This is a genomic window from Limimaricola sp. (assembly GCF_016125575.1).
In the GTDB taxonomy this organism is placed as follows: Bacteria; Pseudomonadota; Alphaproteobacteria; order Rhodobacterales; family Rhodobacteraceae; genus WGLM01.
Map to the genome: position 1 here is coordinate 875,658 of NZ_WGLM01000004.1, position 15,325 is coordinate 890,982.

12 protein-coding genes are annotated in these 15,325 nt (G+C 66.9%); 8 read left to right on the forward strand and 4 right to left on the reverse strand.

What is annotated here, in order from left to right; genetic code table 11:
• Positions 1 to 74: 74 nt before the first annotated feature.
• The 6 genes from dnaE (at position 75) to GC146_RS11200 (ending at position 7,688) form a co-directional block, all read left to right on the forward strand.
• The gene (gene dnaE, locus GC146_RS11175) at positions 75 to 3,575 is read left to right on the forward strand and encodes a DNA polymerase III subunit alpha (RefSeq protein WP_291838219.1); all 3,501 of its coding nucleotides are present in this window, start codon (positions 75 to 77) and stop codon (positions 3,573 to 3,575) included.
• On the forward strand, positions 3,568 to 3,777 hold the full coding sequence (locus GC146_RS11180) for a SlyX family protein (RefSeq protein ID WP_291838222.1): 210 nt from the start codon (positions 3,568 to 3,570) through the stop codon (positions 3,775 to 3,777). Before dnaE ends, GC146_RS11180 begins: the two co-directional genes overlap by 8 nt.
• A 140-nt stretch (positions 3,778 to 3,917) precedes the next feature.
• On the forward strand, positions 3,918 to 5,573 hold the full coding sequence (gene hisS / locus GC146_RS11185) for a histidine--tRNA ligase (RefSeq protein ID WP_291838224.1): 1,656 nt from the start codon (positions 3,918 to 3,920) through the stop codon (positions 5,571 to 5,573).
• A complete protein-coding gene (locus tag GC146_RS11190; protein ID WP_291838227.1) occupies positions 5,570 to 6,658 on the forward strand; it encodes an ATP phosphoribosyltransferase regulatory subunit in 1,089 nt (362 codons plus the stop codon). Before hisS ends, GC146_RS11190 begins: the two co-directional genes overlap by 4 nt.
• Positions 6,655 to 7,359: an ATP phosphoribosyltransferase gene (gene hisG, locus GC146_RS11195; RefSeq protein ID WP_291838230.1), complete on the forward strand. Its 705-nt coding sequence runs from the start codon at positions 6,655 to 6,657 to the stop codon at positions 7,357 to 7,359. Before GC146_RS11190 ends, hisG begins: the two co-directional genes overlap by 4 nt.
• Before the next feature lie 155 nt (positions 7,360 to 7,514).
• Positions 7,515 to 7,688 carry a hypothetical protein gene (locus GC146_RS11200; protein ID WP_291838232.1) on the forward strand — a complete coding sequence of 58 codons (174 nt, stop codon included), beginning with the start codon at positions 7,515 to 7,517 and terminating at the stop codon, positions 7,686 to 7,688.
• Positions 7,689 to 7,728: 40 nt separating this feature from the next.
• Here GC146_RS11200 and GC146_RS11205 read toward each other — a convergent pair whose 3' ends face one another.
• Together GC146_RS11205 and GC146_RS11210 are read right to left on the reverse strand one after the other, a co-directional pair.
• Complete coding sequence (locus tag GC146_RS11205; RefSeq protein WP_291838235.1) at positions 7,729 to 9,288, reverse strand: AMP-binding protein; 1,560 nt, start codon at positions 9,286 to 9,288, stop codon at positions 7,729 to 7,731.
• Positions 9,289 to 9,347: 59 nt separating this feature from the next.
• Positions 9,348 to 9,779: a DUF1489 domain-containing protein gene (locus GC146_RS11210; RefSeq protein ID WP_291838238.1), complete on the reverse strand. Its 432-nt coding sequence runs from the start codon at positions 9,777 to 9,779 to the stop codon at positions 9,348 to 9,350.
• Positions 9,780 to 9,915: 136 nt separating this feature from the next.
• Between GC146_RS11210 and GC146_RS11215 the strand changes: the two genes are divergently transcribed.
• Positions 9,916 to 12,201, forward strand: a complete 2,286-nt coding sequence (locus GC146_RS11215) for an adenosylcobalamin-dependent ribonucleoside-diphosphate reductase (RefSeq protein ID WP_291838241.1) — start codon at positions 9,916 to 9,918, stop codon at positions 12,199 to 12,201.
• Here the strand turns inward: GC146_RS11215 and GC146_RS11220 are convergent.
• Entirely contained in the window at positions 12,183 to 12,626 is a 444-nt protein-coding gene (locus GC146_RS11220; protein WP_291838244.1) for a MarR family transcriptional regulator, read from the reverse strand. The two genes, GC146_RS11215 and GC146_RS11220, sit on opposite strands and share 19 nt — an antisense overlap.
• Positions 12,627 to 12,700: 74 nt before the next feature.
• Positions 12,701 to 14,113 carry an MFS transporter gene (locus GC146_RS11225; protein ID WP_291838247.1) on the reverse strand — a complete coding sequence of 471 codons (1,413 nt, stop codon included), beginning with the start codon at positions 14,111 to 14,113 and terminating at the stop codon, positions 12,701 to 12,703.
• A 213-nt stretch (positions 14,114 to 14,326) separates the two neighbouring features.
• On the opposite strand from GC146_RS11225, the gene GC146_RS11230 reads away from it, so the two are divergent.
• The gene (locus GC146_RS11230; protein WP_291838250.1) at positions 14,327 to 15,250 is read left to right on the forward strand and encodes a lipid A-modifier LpxR family protein; all 924 of its coding nucleotides are present in this window, start codon (positions 14,327 to 14,329) and stop codon (positions 15,248 to 15,250) included.
• The last annotated feature ends 75 nt before the right edge of the window (positions 15,251 to 15,325 follow it).

A 15,325-nucleotide genomic window follows, 5' to 3' on the forward strand; every position in this document is an offset into this window, starting at 1 on the left:
GAAAGGCAAAGATGCGACGTTGACCGGCTCTGCCCACTGGCGCCAGGGCGCGCGGCTCCGCTATGGTCTGAGCCATGACATCCCAGCCCCGATTCATCCACCTGCGCGTGCATACCGAGTATTCGCTGCTGCAGGGTGCCGTCCCGGTCAAGAAACTGGCCGGTCTTGCCGCCGACATGGGCATGCCCGCCGTCGCAGTCACCGATACGAACGCGATGTTCTGCGCGCTGGAGTTTTCCGAATACGCCTCGAAGGCGGGGGTGCAGCCGATCATCGGCTGCCAGCTGGACCTGGCCTACCTGCCGGCGGAACCCGGCAAACGGCCCGAAGCGCCCGCGCCCGTGGTGCTGCTGGCGCAGTCCGAGGCGGGCTGGCGCAACCTGATGAAGCTGAACTCCTGCGCCTATCTCGACGCGCATGGGGAGTTGCCGCAAGTCACGCTGGACGAGTTGGCCTCCCATGCCGCGGGGCTGATCTGCCTGACCGGCGGGCCGGACGGGCCGGTGGGCCGTCTGCTGCGGACCGGCCACGCGGCGCAGGCACAGGCGCTGGTCAGCCGCCTTGCGGCGATCTACCCCGACCGCCTTTATATCGAGTTGCAGCGCCATCCCGGCGATGGCGGCCTGCCCGAGGCCGAGCGTCTGTCCGAACGCGGCCATGTCGAGATGGCCTACGCGATGGACCTGCCGCTGGTCGCCACCAACGACGTGCATTTCCCCAAGGCCGACCTCTTCGAGGCGCACGACGCGCTGATGTGCATCGCCGAGGGCGCCTATGTCGACCAGCAGGAACCGCGCCGCCGCCTGACACCCCAGCACTACTTCAAGTCGCAGGCGGAAATGGCGACGCTGTTCGCCGATCTGCCCGAGGCGCTGGAAAACACCGTCGAGATCGCGCGGCGCTGCGCCTTCAAGGTGTCCAAGCACCCGCCGATCCTGCCGCGTTTCGCCGATGACGAGGTCAGCGAGTTGCGCCGGCAGGCGCGAGAGGGGCTGGCCGCGCGGCTGGCTGTCATCCCCCATGCAGCCGCGGTCGAGGATTACGAAAAGCGGCTGGATTTCGAACTGGGCATCATCGAGCAGATGGGCTTTCCCGGCTACTTCCTGATCGTGGCCGATTTCATCAAGTGGGCCAAGGACCACGGCATCCCAGTGGGGCCGGGCCGCGGTTCGGGTGCGGGCAGCCTTGTGGCCTATGCGCTGACCATCACCGACCTTGATCCGCTGCGCTACAACCTTCTGTTCGAACGCTTCCTCAACCCCGAGCGGGTGTCGATGCCCGACTTCGACATCGACTTCTGCATGGACCGCCGCGAAGAGGTGATCCGCTACGTGCAGGAGAAATACGGGCGCGACCGGGTGGGCCAGATCATCACCTTCGGCGCGCTGCTGTCCAAGGCCGCGGTGCGCGACGTGGGTCGGGTGCTGCAGATGCCCTACGGCCAGGTCGACCGCATCTCGAAGATGATCCCGAATGAAGGGGTCAAGCCGGTCAGCATCGAAAAGGCGCTGGCCGACGAGCCGCGGCTGCGCGAAGCTGCGAAGGAAGAAGAGGTGGTGGGCCGCCTGCTGGATTACGCCCAGCAGATCGAGGGGCTGCTGCGCAACGCCTCGACCCATGCCGCGGGCGTGGTGATCGGCGACCGGCCGCTGGACGAGCTGGTGCCGCTTTACCAGGACCCGCGGTCGGACATGCCGGCCACGCAGTTCAACATGAAATGGGTGGAACCGGCGGGGCTGGTGAAGTTCGACTTTCTGGGCCTCAAGACGCTGACGGTGATCCAGAACGCGGTGGCGCTGATCCTGAAATCGGGCCGGCCTCTGCATGTCGCGGCCGACGGCACGAAACTTTACGACCCGCCCAAGGGGGCCGAGAACGACATCGGGGCGATCCCGCTGGACGATGCCAAAACTTACGAGCTTTATTCTCGCGCGCGCACGGCGGCGGTGTTCCAGGTGGAAAGCTCGGGCATGATGGACGCGCTCAAGCGGATGAAGCCCACCTGCATCGAGGACATCGTGGCGCTGGTGGCGCTCTACCGTCCCGGCCCGATGGAGAACATCCCGACCTATTGCGAGGTCAAGAACGGGCAGAAGGAACTGCAATCCATCCACCCCTCGATCGACCATATCCTGGCCGAGACGCAGGGCATCATCGTCTACCAGGAACAGGTGATGCAGATCGCGCAGGTCATGGCGGGCTACAGCCTTGGCGGCGCCGACCTGCTGCGCCGCGCGATGGGCAAGAAGATTGCCGAGGAGATGGCCAAGGAACGCCCCAAGTTCGAGGCGGGCGCGATGGCCAACGGGGTGGACAAGAAGAAGGCCAGCGAGGTGTTCGACCTGCTGGAGAAATTCGCCAACTACGGCTTCAACAAGTCGCACGCCGCCGCCTATGCCGTGGTCAGTTACCAGACGGCCTGGCTCAAGGCCAATCACCCGGTCGAGTTCATGGCAGGCGTGATGAACTGCGATATCCACCTGACCGACAAGCTGGGCGGCTATTTCCAGGAAGTGCGCAAGGGGCTGGAGCTGGAAACGGTGCCGCCCTGCGTCAACCGCAGCGAGGCGACTTTCGACGTGGTCGAGGGGCGGCTGGTCTATGGCTTGGGCGCGCTGAAGAACGTGGGCGTCGAGGCGATGAGGCTGATCGTCGCCGGGCGCGGCGACAAACCCTTCACCACGCTTTTCGACGTCGCGCGGCGGGTGGATCTGAAGAAGGTGGGCAAGCGCCCGCTGGAGATGCTGGCGCGGGCCGGGGCCTTCGACGTGCTCGACCGCAACCGCCGGCGCGTCTTCGACAGTCTCGATGCGCTGGTGGCCTATTCGGCGGCGGTGCACGATCAGCGCGCCTCGGCGCAGGTCAGCCTGTTCGGCGAGGCGGGCGAGGATCTGCCCGAGCCGCGGCTGGCCAACGTACCCGACTGGCTGCCGTCCGAGCGGCTGGCCGCCGAACATGCCGCGGTGGGCTTCTACTTGTCGGGCCATCCGCTGGATGACGACATGGCGGCGCTGCGGCGCAAGGGCGTGCTGACGCTCGACGAGATCGCCGCCCGTGCGCAGGGCGGCGGCTATGCCGGCAAGATCGCGGGCAGCGTCGCCCGGCGGGACGAGCGCAAGTCGGCGCGCGGGTCGCGCTATGCCTTCGTCACCCTGTCGGACCCGACCGGGCAATACGAAGTGACGGTGTTCTCCGAGGTACTGGAAGCCTCGCGCGATTTGCTGGAGCCCGGTGCAAGGGTCGTGCTGAATGTCACCGCGACGATGGAGGGCGACCAGCTGAAGCTGCTGGCGCAGGGTGTAACGGCGGCTGACGCCGTGGTGGCCGAGGCGGGCGCGACGGGCCTGCGCATCTTCATCTCGGGCGCCGAGGCGGTGGGCCCGGTCGCCGCGCTGCTTGACCGCGCGCAGCAGGACGCGCCACGGGCCGGACGCGGGCCAATCCTGTTCAACCTGATCGATCCGGCCCTGCCCGGCGAGACCGAGATTGACCTTGGCCGCGAATACCCGGTGACGCGCGAGATCAGGGGCGCGTTGCGCTCGCTGCCCGGGGTGATGGAGGTGGAGGATGTCTGACGCTGACCGCGTGGCGCTGGAAGAGCGCATCGCGCACCTGACCGCAATGGTCGAGGACCTGTCCGACATCGTGGCCCGGCAGGAACGCGAACTGGCCGTGTTATCGCGTCGGCTTGGCCTGTTGATGGAGCGCGAAGCGGGCCGTGAGGCCGATGCGGGCGGCACGGTTCCTCTGGCAGACCAGCGGCCGCCGCATTGGTGAGGCCGGGGAGGGGGCGCTGCCCCCGCGCGCGCTGCGCGCCCCCCGGAGTATTTCCGGCAAGATGAAGCCGCAGGGCCCTCGTTGCCCTTGGGCGCGGGGCGCGTTAAAGGCAGGCGCGATTGCAGCGCCGGGGACCGCAGATGGCCAAGGACAAGAAGACACCGCGCCCGAAGGCGGAAACGCCGAAAGGGTTCCGCGATTATTTCGGCGCGGAAGTGACCGAGCGTGCCGAGATGCTGGCGAAGATCGCGGCGGTCTATCATCGCTACGGCTTCGACGCGCTGGAGACGAGCGCGGTGGAAACGGTCGAGGCGCTGGGCAAGTTCCTGCCCGACGTGGACCGCCCGAACGAGGGCGTCTTTGCCTGGCAGGAATTTGACGAGAAGGACCGGGGCGACTGGCTGGCGCTGCGCTATGACCTGACCGCACCGCTGGCCCGCGTCTATGCCCAGCACCGCAACGACCTGCCCACGCCCTATCGCCGCTATGCGATGGGCCCGGTCTGGCGCAACGAGAAGCCGGGGCCGGGGCGGTTCCGCCAGTTCTATCAATGCGATGCCGATACGGTGGGGGCGGCCAGCGTGGCCGCCGATGCCGAGATCTGCGCCATGCTGGCGGATGTGTTCGAGGATCTGGGTCTGGCCGGCGATTACGTCGTCAAGGTCAACAACCGCAAGGTGCTGAACGGGGTGATGGAGGTGGCGGGCGTGCTCGATCCCGCCGACCCGGAAAAGTTCGCGCGTGAGCGCGGCATCGTGCTGCGCGCCATCGACAAGCTGGACCGGTTGGGGGCGCAGGGCGTGCGCGCCCTTCTGGGCGAGGGCCGCAAGGACGAAAGCGGCGATTTCACCAAGGGCGCAGGGCTGTCGGACGAACAGGCCGAGGTTGTCATGGGCTTTGTAAGTGCTAACGATTTCGTTCGGAAATCGCTCTTCAATTCGATTGGCACTAGTCCGAGAGAAGCCGATTACCTGCGACGTGGTGCAGCGGCCCAGGGCAATCGTCCCAAGAGTAGCGAGGTAACGCAGCGGGAAGATTTTGGCTCTGTCTGGAATGTATCCGTCCTTGAGCACCTTGCCGGGCTGGTTCGCGGCAGTGAGGTCGGCGGTAATGGTGTAAACGAACTCAAACAGATCGCGGAATTGTTGGAGGCGCAAGGCTACAGCTCCGATCGTATCGTCATCGACCCCTCGGTCGTGCGCGGCCTCGGTTACTACACCGGCCCGGTCTTCGAGGCGGAGCTGACCTTCGAGATCACCGACGAGGACGGGCGGCCGCGGCAGTTCGGCTCGGTCGCGGGGGGCGGGCGTTATGACGACCTGGTGAAGCGGTTCACCGGGCAGGAAGTGCCGGCGACGGGCATTTCCATCGGGGTGGACAGGTTGCTGGCCGCGCTGCGCGCCAAGGGGCGGATCGGCGGGCAGGCGGCGACGGGGCCGGTGGTGGTGACGGTGATGGATCGCGAGCGGATGGCCGAGTACATGGGCATGGTGGCGGAGTTGCGCAGCGCGGGCATCCGCGCCGAGCTTTACCTCGGCAATCCCAAGAACTTCGGCAACCAGTTGAAATATGCCGACAAGCGCGGCAGCCCGGTGGCGGTGATCGCGGGGGCAGACGAGGCGGCGCGCGGCGTAGTGCAGATCAAGGACCTGATCCTTGGCGCCGAGATTGCCCGGAACGCCAGCCTGGAGGAATGGAAGGACCGCCCGAGCCAATACGAGGTGCCGCGCGCCGATCTGGTGGCGCGGGTGCGCGCCATCCTGGACGGGCAGGGCAGCGACGGGCCGCGCGGATGACCATTTCCGCGGCTGCACGGGACGAGGCGGCGCGGCTGACAGCGCTATTTCGTGCCGCGGGCGCGGTGCCGGTCGAGGCCGACATCCTGCAGCCCGCCGACACGCTGCTGGACCTTTACGGCGAGGACATTCGCGCCCGCGCCTACGTCACCGCCGACCCGCTGCGCGGCGAGTTGATGCTGCGGCCCGACTTCACCGTGCCGGTGGTGCAGATGCACATGGAGGCGCAGGCCGAACCCGCCCGCTATACCTACGCGGGCGAGGTGTTCCGCAAGCAGGAGACCGACGAAAGCCGCCCGGTGGAATACCTGCAGGCGGGCTACGAGGTGTTCGACGGGCAGGCGCCGGCCCGCGCCGATGCCGAGGTTTTTGCCGAGATCGCCGGTGCGCTGGCCGGGCTGCCGTTGCGCGCGGCGACGGGCGATATCGGCATCCTTGCGGCGGCTGTCGGCGGGCTGGAGACGACGGCGGCGCGCAAGGCGGCGCTGGCGCGTCACATCTGGCGGCCGAAGCGGTTCCGCGCGCTTCTCGACCGGTTCTGCGGGCTGACGCCGGTGCCGCCCAGCCGGGCCGCGCTGCTGGCCGCGGCCGACCCCTTTGCCGGGGCGGGCCCCGAGATTGGCCTGCGCGGGCGCGACGAGATTGCCGCGCGGGTGGAGGCGCTGCGCGAAGATGCCGCCGCGCCGCCGTTGTCGCAGGATGAACGGGCGCGGCTTGATGCGCTGCTCTCGCTCAAGGCGCCGCTGCCGCTGGCATTGACGGCGCTGGAAGAGATCGCGGTGCGGATGCCCGCCATCGGCCCGGCTGTCGCGCGCTTTGCCGAACGGCTGGCCGCGCTGGAGGCGCGGGGCGTGGCGGTGGACCAGTTGGGCTTCGAGGGCAGTTTTGGCCGGACCGCGCTGGAATATTACGACGGGTTCGTTTTCGGCTTCATGGCCGAGGTGCGCCCCGACCTGCCCCCCGTCGCCTCGGGCGGTCGCTATGACGCGCTGACGGCTGTGCTGGGGCGCGGCCGGGCCGTGCCGGCGGTGGGCGGGGTGATCCGGCCGGAACTGGTGGTGCGGCTGCGGGGGGACGCGGCATGAGCGTGAAGCTGGGCGTGCCGTCCAAGGGGCGGCTGATGGAACAGTGCTTCGACTGGTTCGGGAGCCGGGGCGTGCGCCTTAGCCGGACCGGGTCGGACCGGGAATATGCCGGCGCCGTGGACGGCATCGAGGGTGTGGAACTGGTGCTGCTCAGCGCGGGCGAGATTCCGCGCGAACTGGCGGCGGGGCGCATTCACCTTGGCGTGACGGGCTCGGACCTGGTGCGCGAGAAGATCGGCAACTGGACGTTTCATTGCACGGAACTGGCGCCGATGGGCTTTGGCCATGCCGACCTTGTCGTCGCGGTGCCGCAGGCCTGGGTCGATGTCGATACTCTGGACGATCTCGATGCGGCGGCGGCCGCGTTCCGCGCGCGCCACGGCTTTCGCCTGCGGATTGCCACGAAGTATCACCGCCTCGTGCGCGAGTTCCTGCGCGAACATGGCGTGGCCGATTACCAGCTGATCGACAGCCAGGGCGCGACCGAGGGCACGGTGAAGAACGAGACCGCCGAGGCGATCGCCGACATCACCTCGACCGGCGAGACGCTGCGCGCCAACGGCCTGAAGGTGCTGGCCGATGGCCTGATCCACGCCAGCCAGGCCACGCTTTTCGCCGCGCGCGACGCGGTCTGGAGCGAGGCCGACCGTGCGGTCCTGAACGGGCTGCGGGCGCGGCTGGGACTTGCGGCGGATGCTTGAAAGGCCGAGAGGCCGGGCATAGGTTGAGATATGAGGCGGCAGGTCGCCGCCTCTGTCCAGTCGAGATCATCGCCCTGAGGCGTTTCCGTCAGGCAACCCTGATTTTCCCTGAACAGGTTATCCGCGTCCGATGTCCGGGCGCGGTTTGTCACGTCATGTCACCGGGCCCGCGGGCCCGTCTGGAGAGCGAGATCATGGGAAAAGGCGACAAGCAACACGGCAACAAGGAAGCCAAGAAACCAAAGCAGGAAAAGCCGAAGGTTCTGGCGACCGCCAACACGATGGCCGGCAAGGACACCGTGCAACTCGGGTCCAAGAAGGCCAAGTAGACATCGGCGGCAGGGCCGGGGTGGCCCGGCCCTGCCGCTTTCAGCCTTCGGCCCTTAGCTGATCACGCAGCAGCCGCCTCAGGATCTTGCCCGAGGCGGATTTGGGGATCGCGTCGACGAAGTCGATCCGGTGCAACTGCTTGTAATGGGCCAGTTCCCGGCCGAGATGGGCGTTGATCGCCTCGGGGTCCGGCCCGCCCTCGGCCCGCACCACGAAGGCCATCGGCAATTCGCCCGCCTCCGGGTCGGGCAGGCCCACGACGGCGGCATCGGTGATGCCGGGCATCGCCACCAGCGCGGCCTCGACCTCGGCCGGGGGCACCTGAAAGCCCTTGTACTTGATCAGTTCCTTCAGCCGGTCGACGATGAAGAGGTAGCCCTCGTCATCGACGTAGCCGATGTCGCCGGTATGCAGCCAGCCATCGGCGTCGATCGTCTCGGCGGTGGCGGCGGGGTTGTTGAGGTAGCCCGTCATCACCATCGGGCCTTTCACCCACAGCTCGCCCTCTGCACCCGGGCCCTGGTCCTGCCCGGTTTCGGGATCGACGATGCGTGCCAGCGCGTTCGGCACCAGTTTGCCCGCGCTGCCGGGCTTGTGCGCGCCGGGGTGGCTGGCATGCGAGACGGGGCTAAGCTCGGTCATGCCGTAGCCCTGCATCGACAGGCAGTTCAGCCGCGCCGCCACTGCGTTGCTCAGTTCCGCACCCAGCGGCGCCGCGCCGGAAAACACGATCTCGACCGCCGACAGGTCGAACTGGTCGACCAGCGGATGCTTGGCCAGTGCCAGCGCCACCGGCGGCACAAGGATCATTCGGCGGCTCTTGTGGTCCTGGTTGATGCGCAGGAAAAGCTCGAGGTCGAAACGCGGCATCGTCACGCCCACGCCGCCCCCGCCCAGCCCGATATTCATCAGCACCGTCATCCCGTAGATGTGGAAGAAGGGCAGGAAGGCCGCCGTCACCTCGCCGGGGCGATAGTCGATCGCGGCGATGGTCTGGTCGACGTTCACCACCATGTTGCGATGGGTCAGCTTCACGCCCTTGGGCAGGCCTGTGGTGCCCGAGGAATAGGGCAGCACGACGATATGGCGGTCGATATCGACCGGGGCCTGCTCCATTTGCGGATCGCCCATCAGCGCGGCAAGGGGCGTGGCCCCCTCGGCCTCGCCGATCACCACGATCTCGGTCACGCCAGTGCCCTCGATCGCCTCGCGCGCGGTGTCGAGGAAAGCCGGGATCGTCACCAGCATCTCGGCCCCGGCATCGGTCAGCTGGTGGCGCACCTCATGCGCGGTATAGGTTGGGTTGATCGTCGTCACCGTACCGCCGGCCCATGCGATGGCATGGAAAACGGTGCAATATTCGGGGATGTTGGGCGCCATCAGCGCAATCGTGTGCCCCGCGCCCATGCCCCGCGCGCCCAGCCCGCCCGCCAGCCGCCGCACATGGTCCATCACGTCTGCCGCTGTCAGGCTGCGTCCGGTCGGGCCGTCGATCAGCACGACCTCATCGGGGCGGTTTTCCAGCCCGGCAAAGACCCTCTGGGTGATGGTTTGATCTGTCAGCGGAATATCTGGCAGCGGGCTGCGGTAGATGTGCATGATGGTTTCCTCCCGAGGTCGAACATTCCATAGCGCGCACCACCTGTCTGCCGCAAAATCTACAGCACCCCGATCTCGGCCAGCGCGGCTGACAGGGCTGGGGGCAGGGCGTCTTCGTTGGCCTTGGCGCGCGTCAAGTCGCGCGGGGCTTCGTCCACGGGCAGATAGCGCCAGCCCTGAAACGGGCGGCGCAAGACCGGCGTGACGCGCACAATCGTCGGGTCCAGCACGATGGCGCAGCGGCGGATGCCGTCGCCGCCCGTCACCTCGTCCAGCCGCACGATACCTTGGCGGCACAGGATCGAGCCCTTGATCACCCAGTAGATCGAGCCGCCGTTCAGCACCTCGGCCTCGCGCGCGGGCCACATCCGCGTGACGTGGCGCGGCAGGCCGTCGGCCGTCTGCGCGCGCGGCTGTTTCTGCCAGTCGGCAAGATCGGCTACATCCTCGGTCCCGACCGAAAGCTTCACCAGATGCACGGTGTTCTTCAATTGTTCACCCCATATCTTGTATGGTAAAGTAGCGCGCGTTAACGATTCTGCCAGCCCTTCCGTACTGCCTTTTCGGTTTGACCGGACAGTGCGCGCAGCCTAGTCTGGCTGCCTGCCCCAGCCACAGGACACCCGCATGACCCGTTTTGCCGCGCCGATCGCCGAACAGATCTGGGACATGAAGTATCGGTTTCGCGCTGCCGACGGCACGCCCATCGATACGACCATCGAGGATACATGGCGCCGCATCGCCCGGTCCATGGCGGCGGTCGAAACCGATCCAGCCGCTTGGGAAGAGCGGTTCTTTGCCGCGCTGGAGGATTTCCGGTTTCTGCCTGCGGGCCGCATCACCGCCGGCGCGGGCACAGCGCGCACGGTGACGCTGTTCAACTGCTTCGTCATGGGCACCGTCCCCGACAGCATGGGCGGCATCTTCGAGGCGCTGAAAGAAGCCGCGCTGACCATGCAGCAGGGCGGCGGGATCGGCTATGATTTCAGCACGATCCGGCCCAAGGGCGCCGCGGTGCACGGCGTAGCCGCCGATGCCAGCGGGCCGCTCAGCTTCATGGATGTCTGGGACGCGATGTGCCGCACCATCATGTCGGCGGGCAGCCGGCGCGGCGCGATGATGGCCACCATGCGCTGCGATCACCCCGATATCGAGGCGTTCATCACCGCCAAATCCGACCCGGCCCGCCTGCGCATGTTCAACATGAGCGTGCTGGTGACAGACCCTTTCATGGCCGCGGTCAAGGCCGACGGGCCGTGGGAGTTGCGGTTTGACGGCAAGGTCTATCGCACGGTGCAGGCGCGCGAGTTGTGGGACCGGATCATGCGGTCCACCTATGAGGTGGCCGAGCCGGGGGTGATCTTCATCGACCGCATCAACGCGATGAACAACCTGAACTATTGCGAGACGATCGCGGCCACCAACCCCTGCGGCGAACAGCCCCTGCCGCCCTACGGCGCCTGCCTGCTGGGATCGGTCAACATGGCGCGGCTGGTGGATGCCCCGTTCGGCCCCGGGGCGCGGCTGGACGAGGATGCGCTGGACGACCTTGTCGCGACCGCTGTGCGCATGATGGACAACGTCGTCGATGCCAGCGGCTTTCCCCTGCCGCAGCAGCAGGCCGAGGCGAAGGCCAAGCGCCGCATCGGGCTGGGTGTGACCGGGCTTGCCGATGCCCTGATCATGCTGGGCTTGCGCTACGGGACCGAGGCCGCGGCGACGCAGACCGAGGCGTGGATGCACCGCATCGCGCGGGCGGCCTACATGGCATCGGTTGAAATCGCGCGCGAGAAGGGGCCTTTTCCGCTTTTCGATGCCGAAAAGTTCCTGGCCTCCGGCGCGATGCAGCACATGGATGCCGACGTACGCGCGGCCATCGCCGAACACGGCATCCGCAACGCGCTGCTGACCTCGATCGCCCCCACCGGCACGATCAGCCTATACGCCGGCAACGTCAGTTCCGGGATCGAGCCGGTTTTTGCGCATGCCTACACGCGCAAGGTGCTGCAGAAGGACGGGACGAAGACCGAGGAAGAGGTCGTCGATTACGCGGTGCAGATGTGGCGCCAGATCAAGGGTGACGAACCGCTGCCCGACCATTTCGTCAACGCCCAGACGCTGAGCCCGCTGGAGCATGTTCGCATGCAGGCGGCGGCGCAGAAATGGGTGGATTCGTCCATCTCCAAGACCATCAACTGTCCCGAAGACATCTCCTTCGAAGATTTCAAGGACGTGTACATGGCCGCGTGGGACCAGGGCTGCAAAGGCTGCACCACCTACCGGCCGAATGACGTGACGGGGAGCGTGTTGAGCGTCAGCGAGAAACCGGCGGAAGCGGCCCCTGCCGCACAGCCGGTCAAGACGCCCGTGGCGCACGACGACAGCGTCATCTACATGACCGAACCGCTCGACCGGCCGCAGGAGCTTGAGGGGACCACCTACAAGCTGAAGTGGCCCGACAGCGAACACGCCATCTACATCACCATCAACGACCTGATCGTGAACGGCCAGCGCCGGCCCTTCGAGGTGTTCATCAACTCCAAGAACATGGAGCATTTCGCCTGGACGGTCGCCCTGACGCGGATGATCAGCGCGGTCTTCCGGCGCGGTGGCGACGTGTCCTTTGTCGTGGAAGAGCTCAAGGCAGTGTTCGATCCGCGCGGCGGCGCGTGGATGGAAGGGCGCTACATTCCCTCGATCCTCGCCGCGATCGGTGGCGTGATCGAGAAGCACATGATCCAGATCGGCTTTATCGCGGGCGAGGGGATGGCCCTGAAATCAGACCCGAAGGCCGAGGTTGTGACGCTGCCCGGCAAGCGCGGCAAGGCCTGCGCCAGCTGCGGCAGCTATGACCTGCACATGGTCGAAGGCTGCGCCACATGCGGCAATTGCGGCTATTCCAAGTGCGGCTGAACGGCCAGTTGATTGGCTATCTCGGTCGCCTCTGCCATTGCGGTCAGGAAACGGGTCACGGCCTTGCGTTCGTCCTTGGTCATCTCGCTGGCCAGCCGGGCCAAAGCGGTGCGTAGCGGCTCCTCGGCGGTGTCGATCAGGCTGCGGGCCCCCTCGGTCGGCGCGATGTAGATCTTGCGACGGTCGGCCGGATCGGGCTGCCGCAAAACCAGCCCTCTTGTCTCCAGCCGGTCGATCAGGGCGGTGACGCCGGCGCGGGTCAGGCCGACACGTCGTGCCAACTCGCCCGAGGCGCAGGGCGCGTCCAGCACCTGCACCAGCGCCCGCCGCTCCACTGGGCTGAGCCCCTGAGCCGCGCATGTTGCCGCATCAAGGGCCTCGGCCGCGCGGCGCCAGCCCGCATACGCGGTCTCGAGCTTGGACATGGCGGTCTCCTCCCGATTGTTCACGGGATGGACATATCAGCAAATCGTCCTGTCGGGAATCCGCGCCCCGGCCCTCAGCCCCGCTGGGCCAGAAGCGCGCCATCGGCCTCGGGACCGAGCCGCGCGAACCACAGCGCGGACCCCGACGCGACAAGCCCCACCATCGCGAAGACCAGCGGGAAATGCACCGCCGAAAGGGACGCGCCGCCGAAGATCCTTTGTGCCGTCTCCAGCCCGAAGGCCGCCAGCGTGATGCCGACGGTGCTCGACAACTGTTGCAGCACCGCGTTGAAGCTGGTCGCGCTCGACAGTCGCGCGGCGTCCACCTCGGCATAGGCCATCGCGTTGCTTGCGGTGAACTGCAACGAGCGGCTGACCCCACCCACGAACAGCACCACGACCATCAGCGCATAGGGCGTTTGCGCGGTGAAGAAGGCGGGCGAAAGCAGGAAAAGGCCCGCGATCAGCGCGTTGACCGTCAGCACCCGGCGAAAGCCCCAGCGCTGCAGGATCGGTTGCGCGGTGAATTTCATCAGCATCGCGCCCGCCCCGGTCGCGAAGGTCATCATCCCCGACTGGAAGGCCGACAACCCGAACCCCAGCTGGAACATCAGCGGCAGCAGGAAGGGCATTGCGCCGCCGCCCGACCGGAACATCGCGCCGCCAGCCGCGGCGATGCGGAAACTGGGCAGCGCCAGCAGCCGCAGATCGACCAGCGGCACGGCCACGCGAAAGCTGTGGCGCACGTAGGCGACGATCAGCGCAAGGCCCCCCAGCGTCAGCGCGGCCACCATCGCGGGCGTGGCGATCGACAGGCCGGCCATCGTCAGCCCGGTCAGAAACGCGGCAAGCCCCGGCCCGATCATCAGGAACCCGACCGCGTCGAAGGTGACCCTGGGGCCGGGCGGCAGGCGCGGGATGAAGACGCTAACCAGCACGATGCCAAGGACCGCGATCGGGATGTTGATCCAAAAGATCCAGCGCCAGTGGAAATAGGTGGTGATGAAGCCGCCCAGCGGCGGGCCCATCACCGGCCCCATCAGCGCCGGCACCGTCAGCCAGGCCAGCGCCGCAACAAGGCCGGACTTCTCCGTCGCGCGCAGCACGATCAGCCGGCCCACCGGCACCATCATCGACCCGCCGATGCCCTGCATGACCCGCGCCAGTACCAATTGCGTCAGCGTGTCGGACAGCCCGCAGGCGATCGAGCCCAGCGCGAAAACGGAAATGGCCATGCGAAACACCCGGCGCGCGCCGAACCTGTCGGCGGCCCAACCCGAGGCCGGGATGAAGATCGCCAGCGCCAGCAGGTACGACGTCAGCGCCAGTTTCAGCAGGATCGGGTCCGTATGCAGATCACCCGCGATCACCGGCAGCGAGGTGGACAGCACGCTGGCGTCGAGGTTTTCCATGAACAGCGCCGTTGCCACGATCAGCGGCACGGTGCGCAGCCTGACGGCGCTTCGGGCGATTGTGAATGCGGACAAGGGCGCGACCCGGATCAGGACGATGGGACTGCGCCCCTTCTGGCAGATTGGCCGTGCCAATGCCAGAGGCCGCGCCCGGAACCAGCCCGGCAACCTGTGACTCTGTAGCCATAGCCGGTCCACGGACTGGCGCGCGGGACGGTTCGCGCTGGTCTGCCGGGCCGGGGTTTTCTATAGACATCAGTGCCGGGGGGCGCAGAGACGGAGACGACCATGCGCTTTCCTTTCGCCGCTTTGCTGGCGTTGGCATTCCTGTACACACCCGTGGCGCGTGCCGACGGCTGGTTCGGTGGACGGACCACGTTGGGTTATGGCCGGCTTTTCGACAACGACCAGCTTGGCGACGGGATGGACCGCTGGCGCAGCGGCGCCTACGCGGTCAGCGTCATACGCGGCAAAAGCTGGGACGGCGCGCTGCCCACGACCCCGGGCGAACTGCTGGAATACCGCTTTCGCGCCGAGATCATTGCCCCACGCTACCTCAACGGTCCCGGCTCGGACGACCGGCCCTATGTCGGGGCGCTGAGCTTCGGTGTGCATACCCATTTCCAGGCTGCGGGGCAGGAAGTGGCGCTGGGCGCCGATGTTGTCGCGATCGGCCCTCAAACCGGCCTTGGTGATTTCCAGACCGCGCTGCACAAGGCGCTGTCGATGCCGACGCCGCGCGTGCTGGACACGCAGCTGGGCAATCAGGTGCAACTTGGTGCAACCTTGGAAGTCGGGCACAACTTTCGCCTGAACGACAGGCTGACCGTGCGCCCGTTCTTCGAGGCGCAGGCCGGGGTCGAGAACCTGTTTCGACTGGGCACTGACGTGATCATCGGCGCGGTCGGGCAAACCGACATGCTGGTGCGCGATGTCCCCACCGGGCAGTTCTACCGCGCCGTCGAGGGGCAACCCAATGGCTTCGGCTATGTCCTGGGCGCAGATTTCGCCAGCGTTGGCCGCAGCATCTATTATCCCGCTGACCGTGGCATCACGCCCGAATCCACACGTTATCGCGTGCGGGCCGGCCTACACTGGCAGATCGCCGAAAAAGTCTCGTTCTTCTATGGCGCGACCTATCTTTCGCCTGAGTTCGTGGGCCAGCCCGAGGGTCAGGTCGTCGGATCCCTGAAGCTGAATTTCAATTTCTGACAAGGTAGTTGGCGGTCGACCTTAAAGTGTATTGATCGCAACACGCCTCCTCTGTTACCATGCCGCATCGAACCC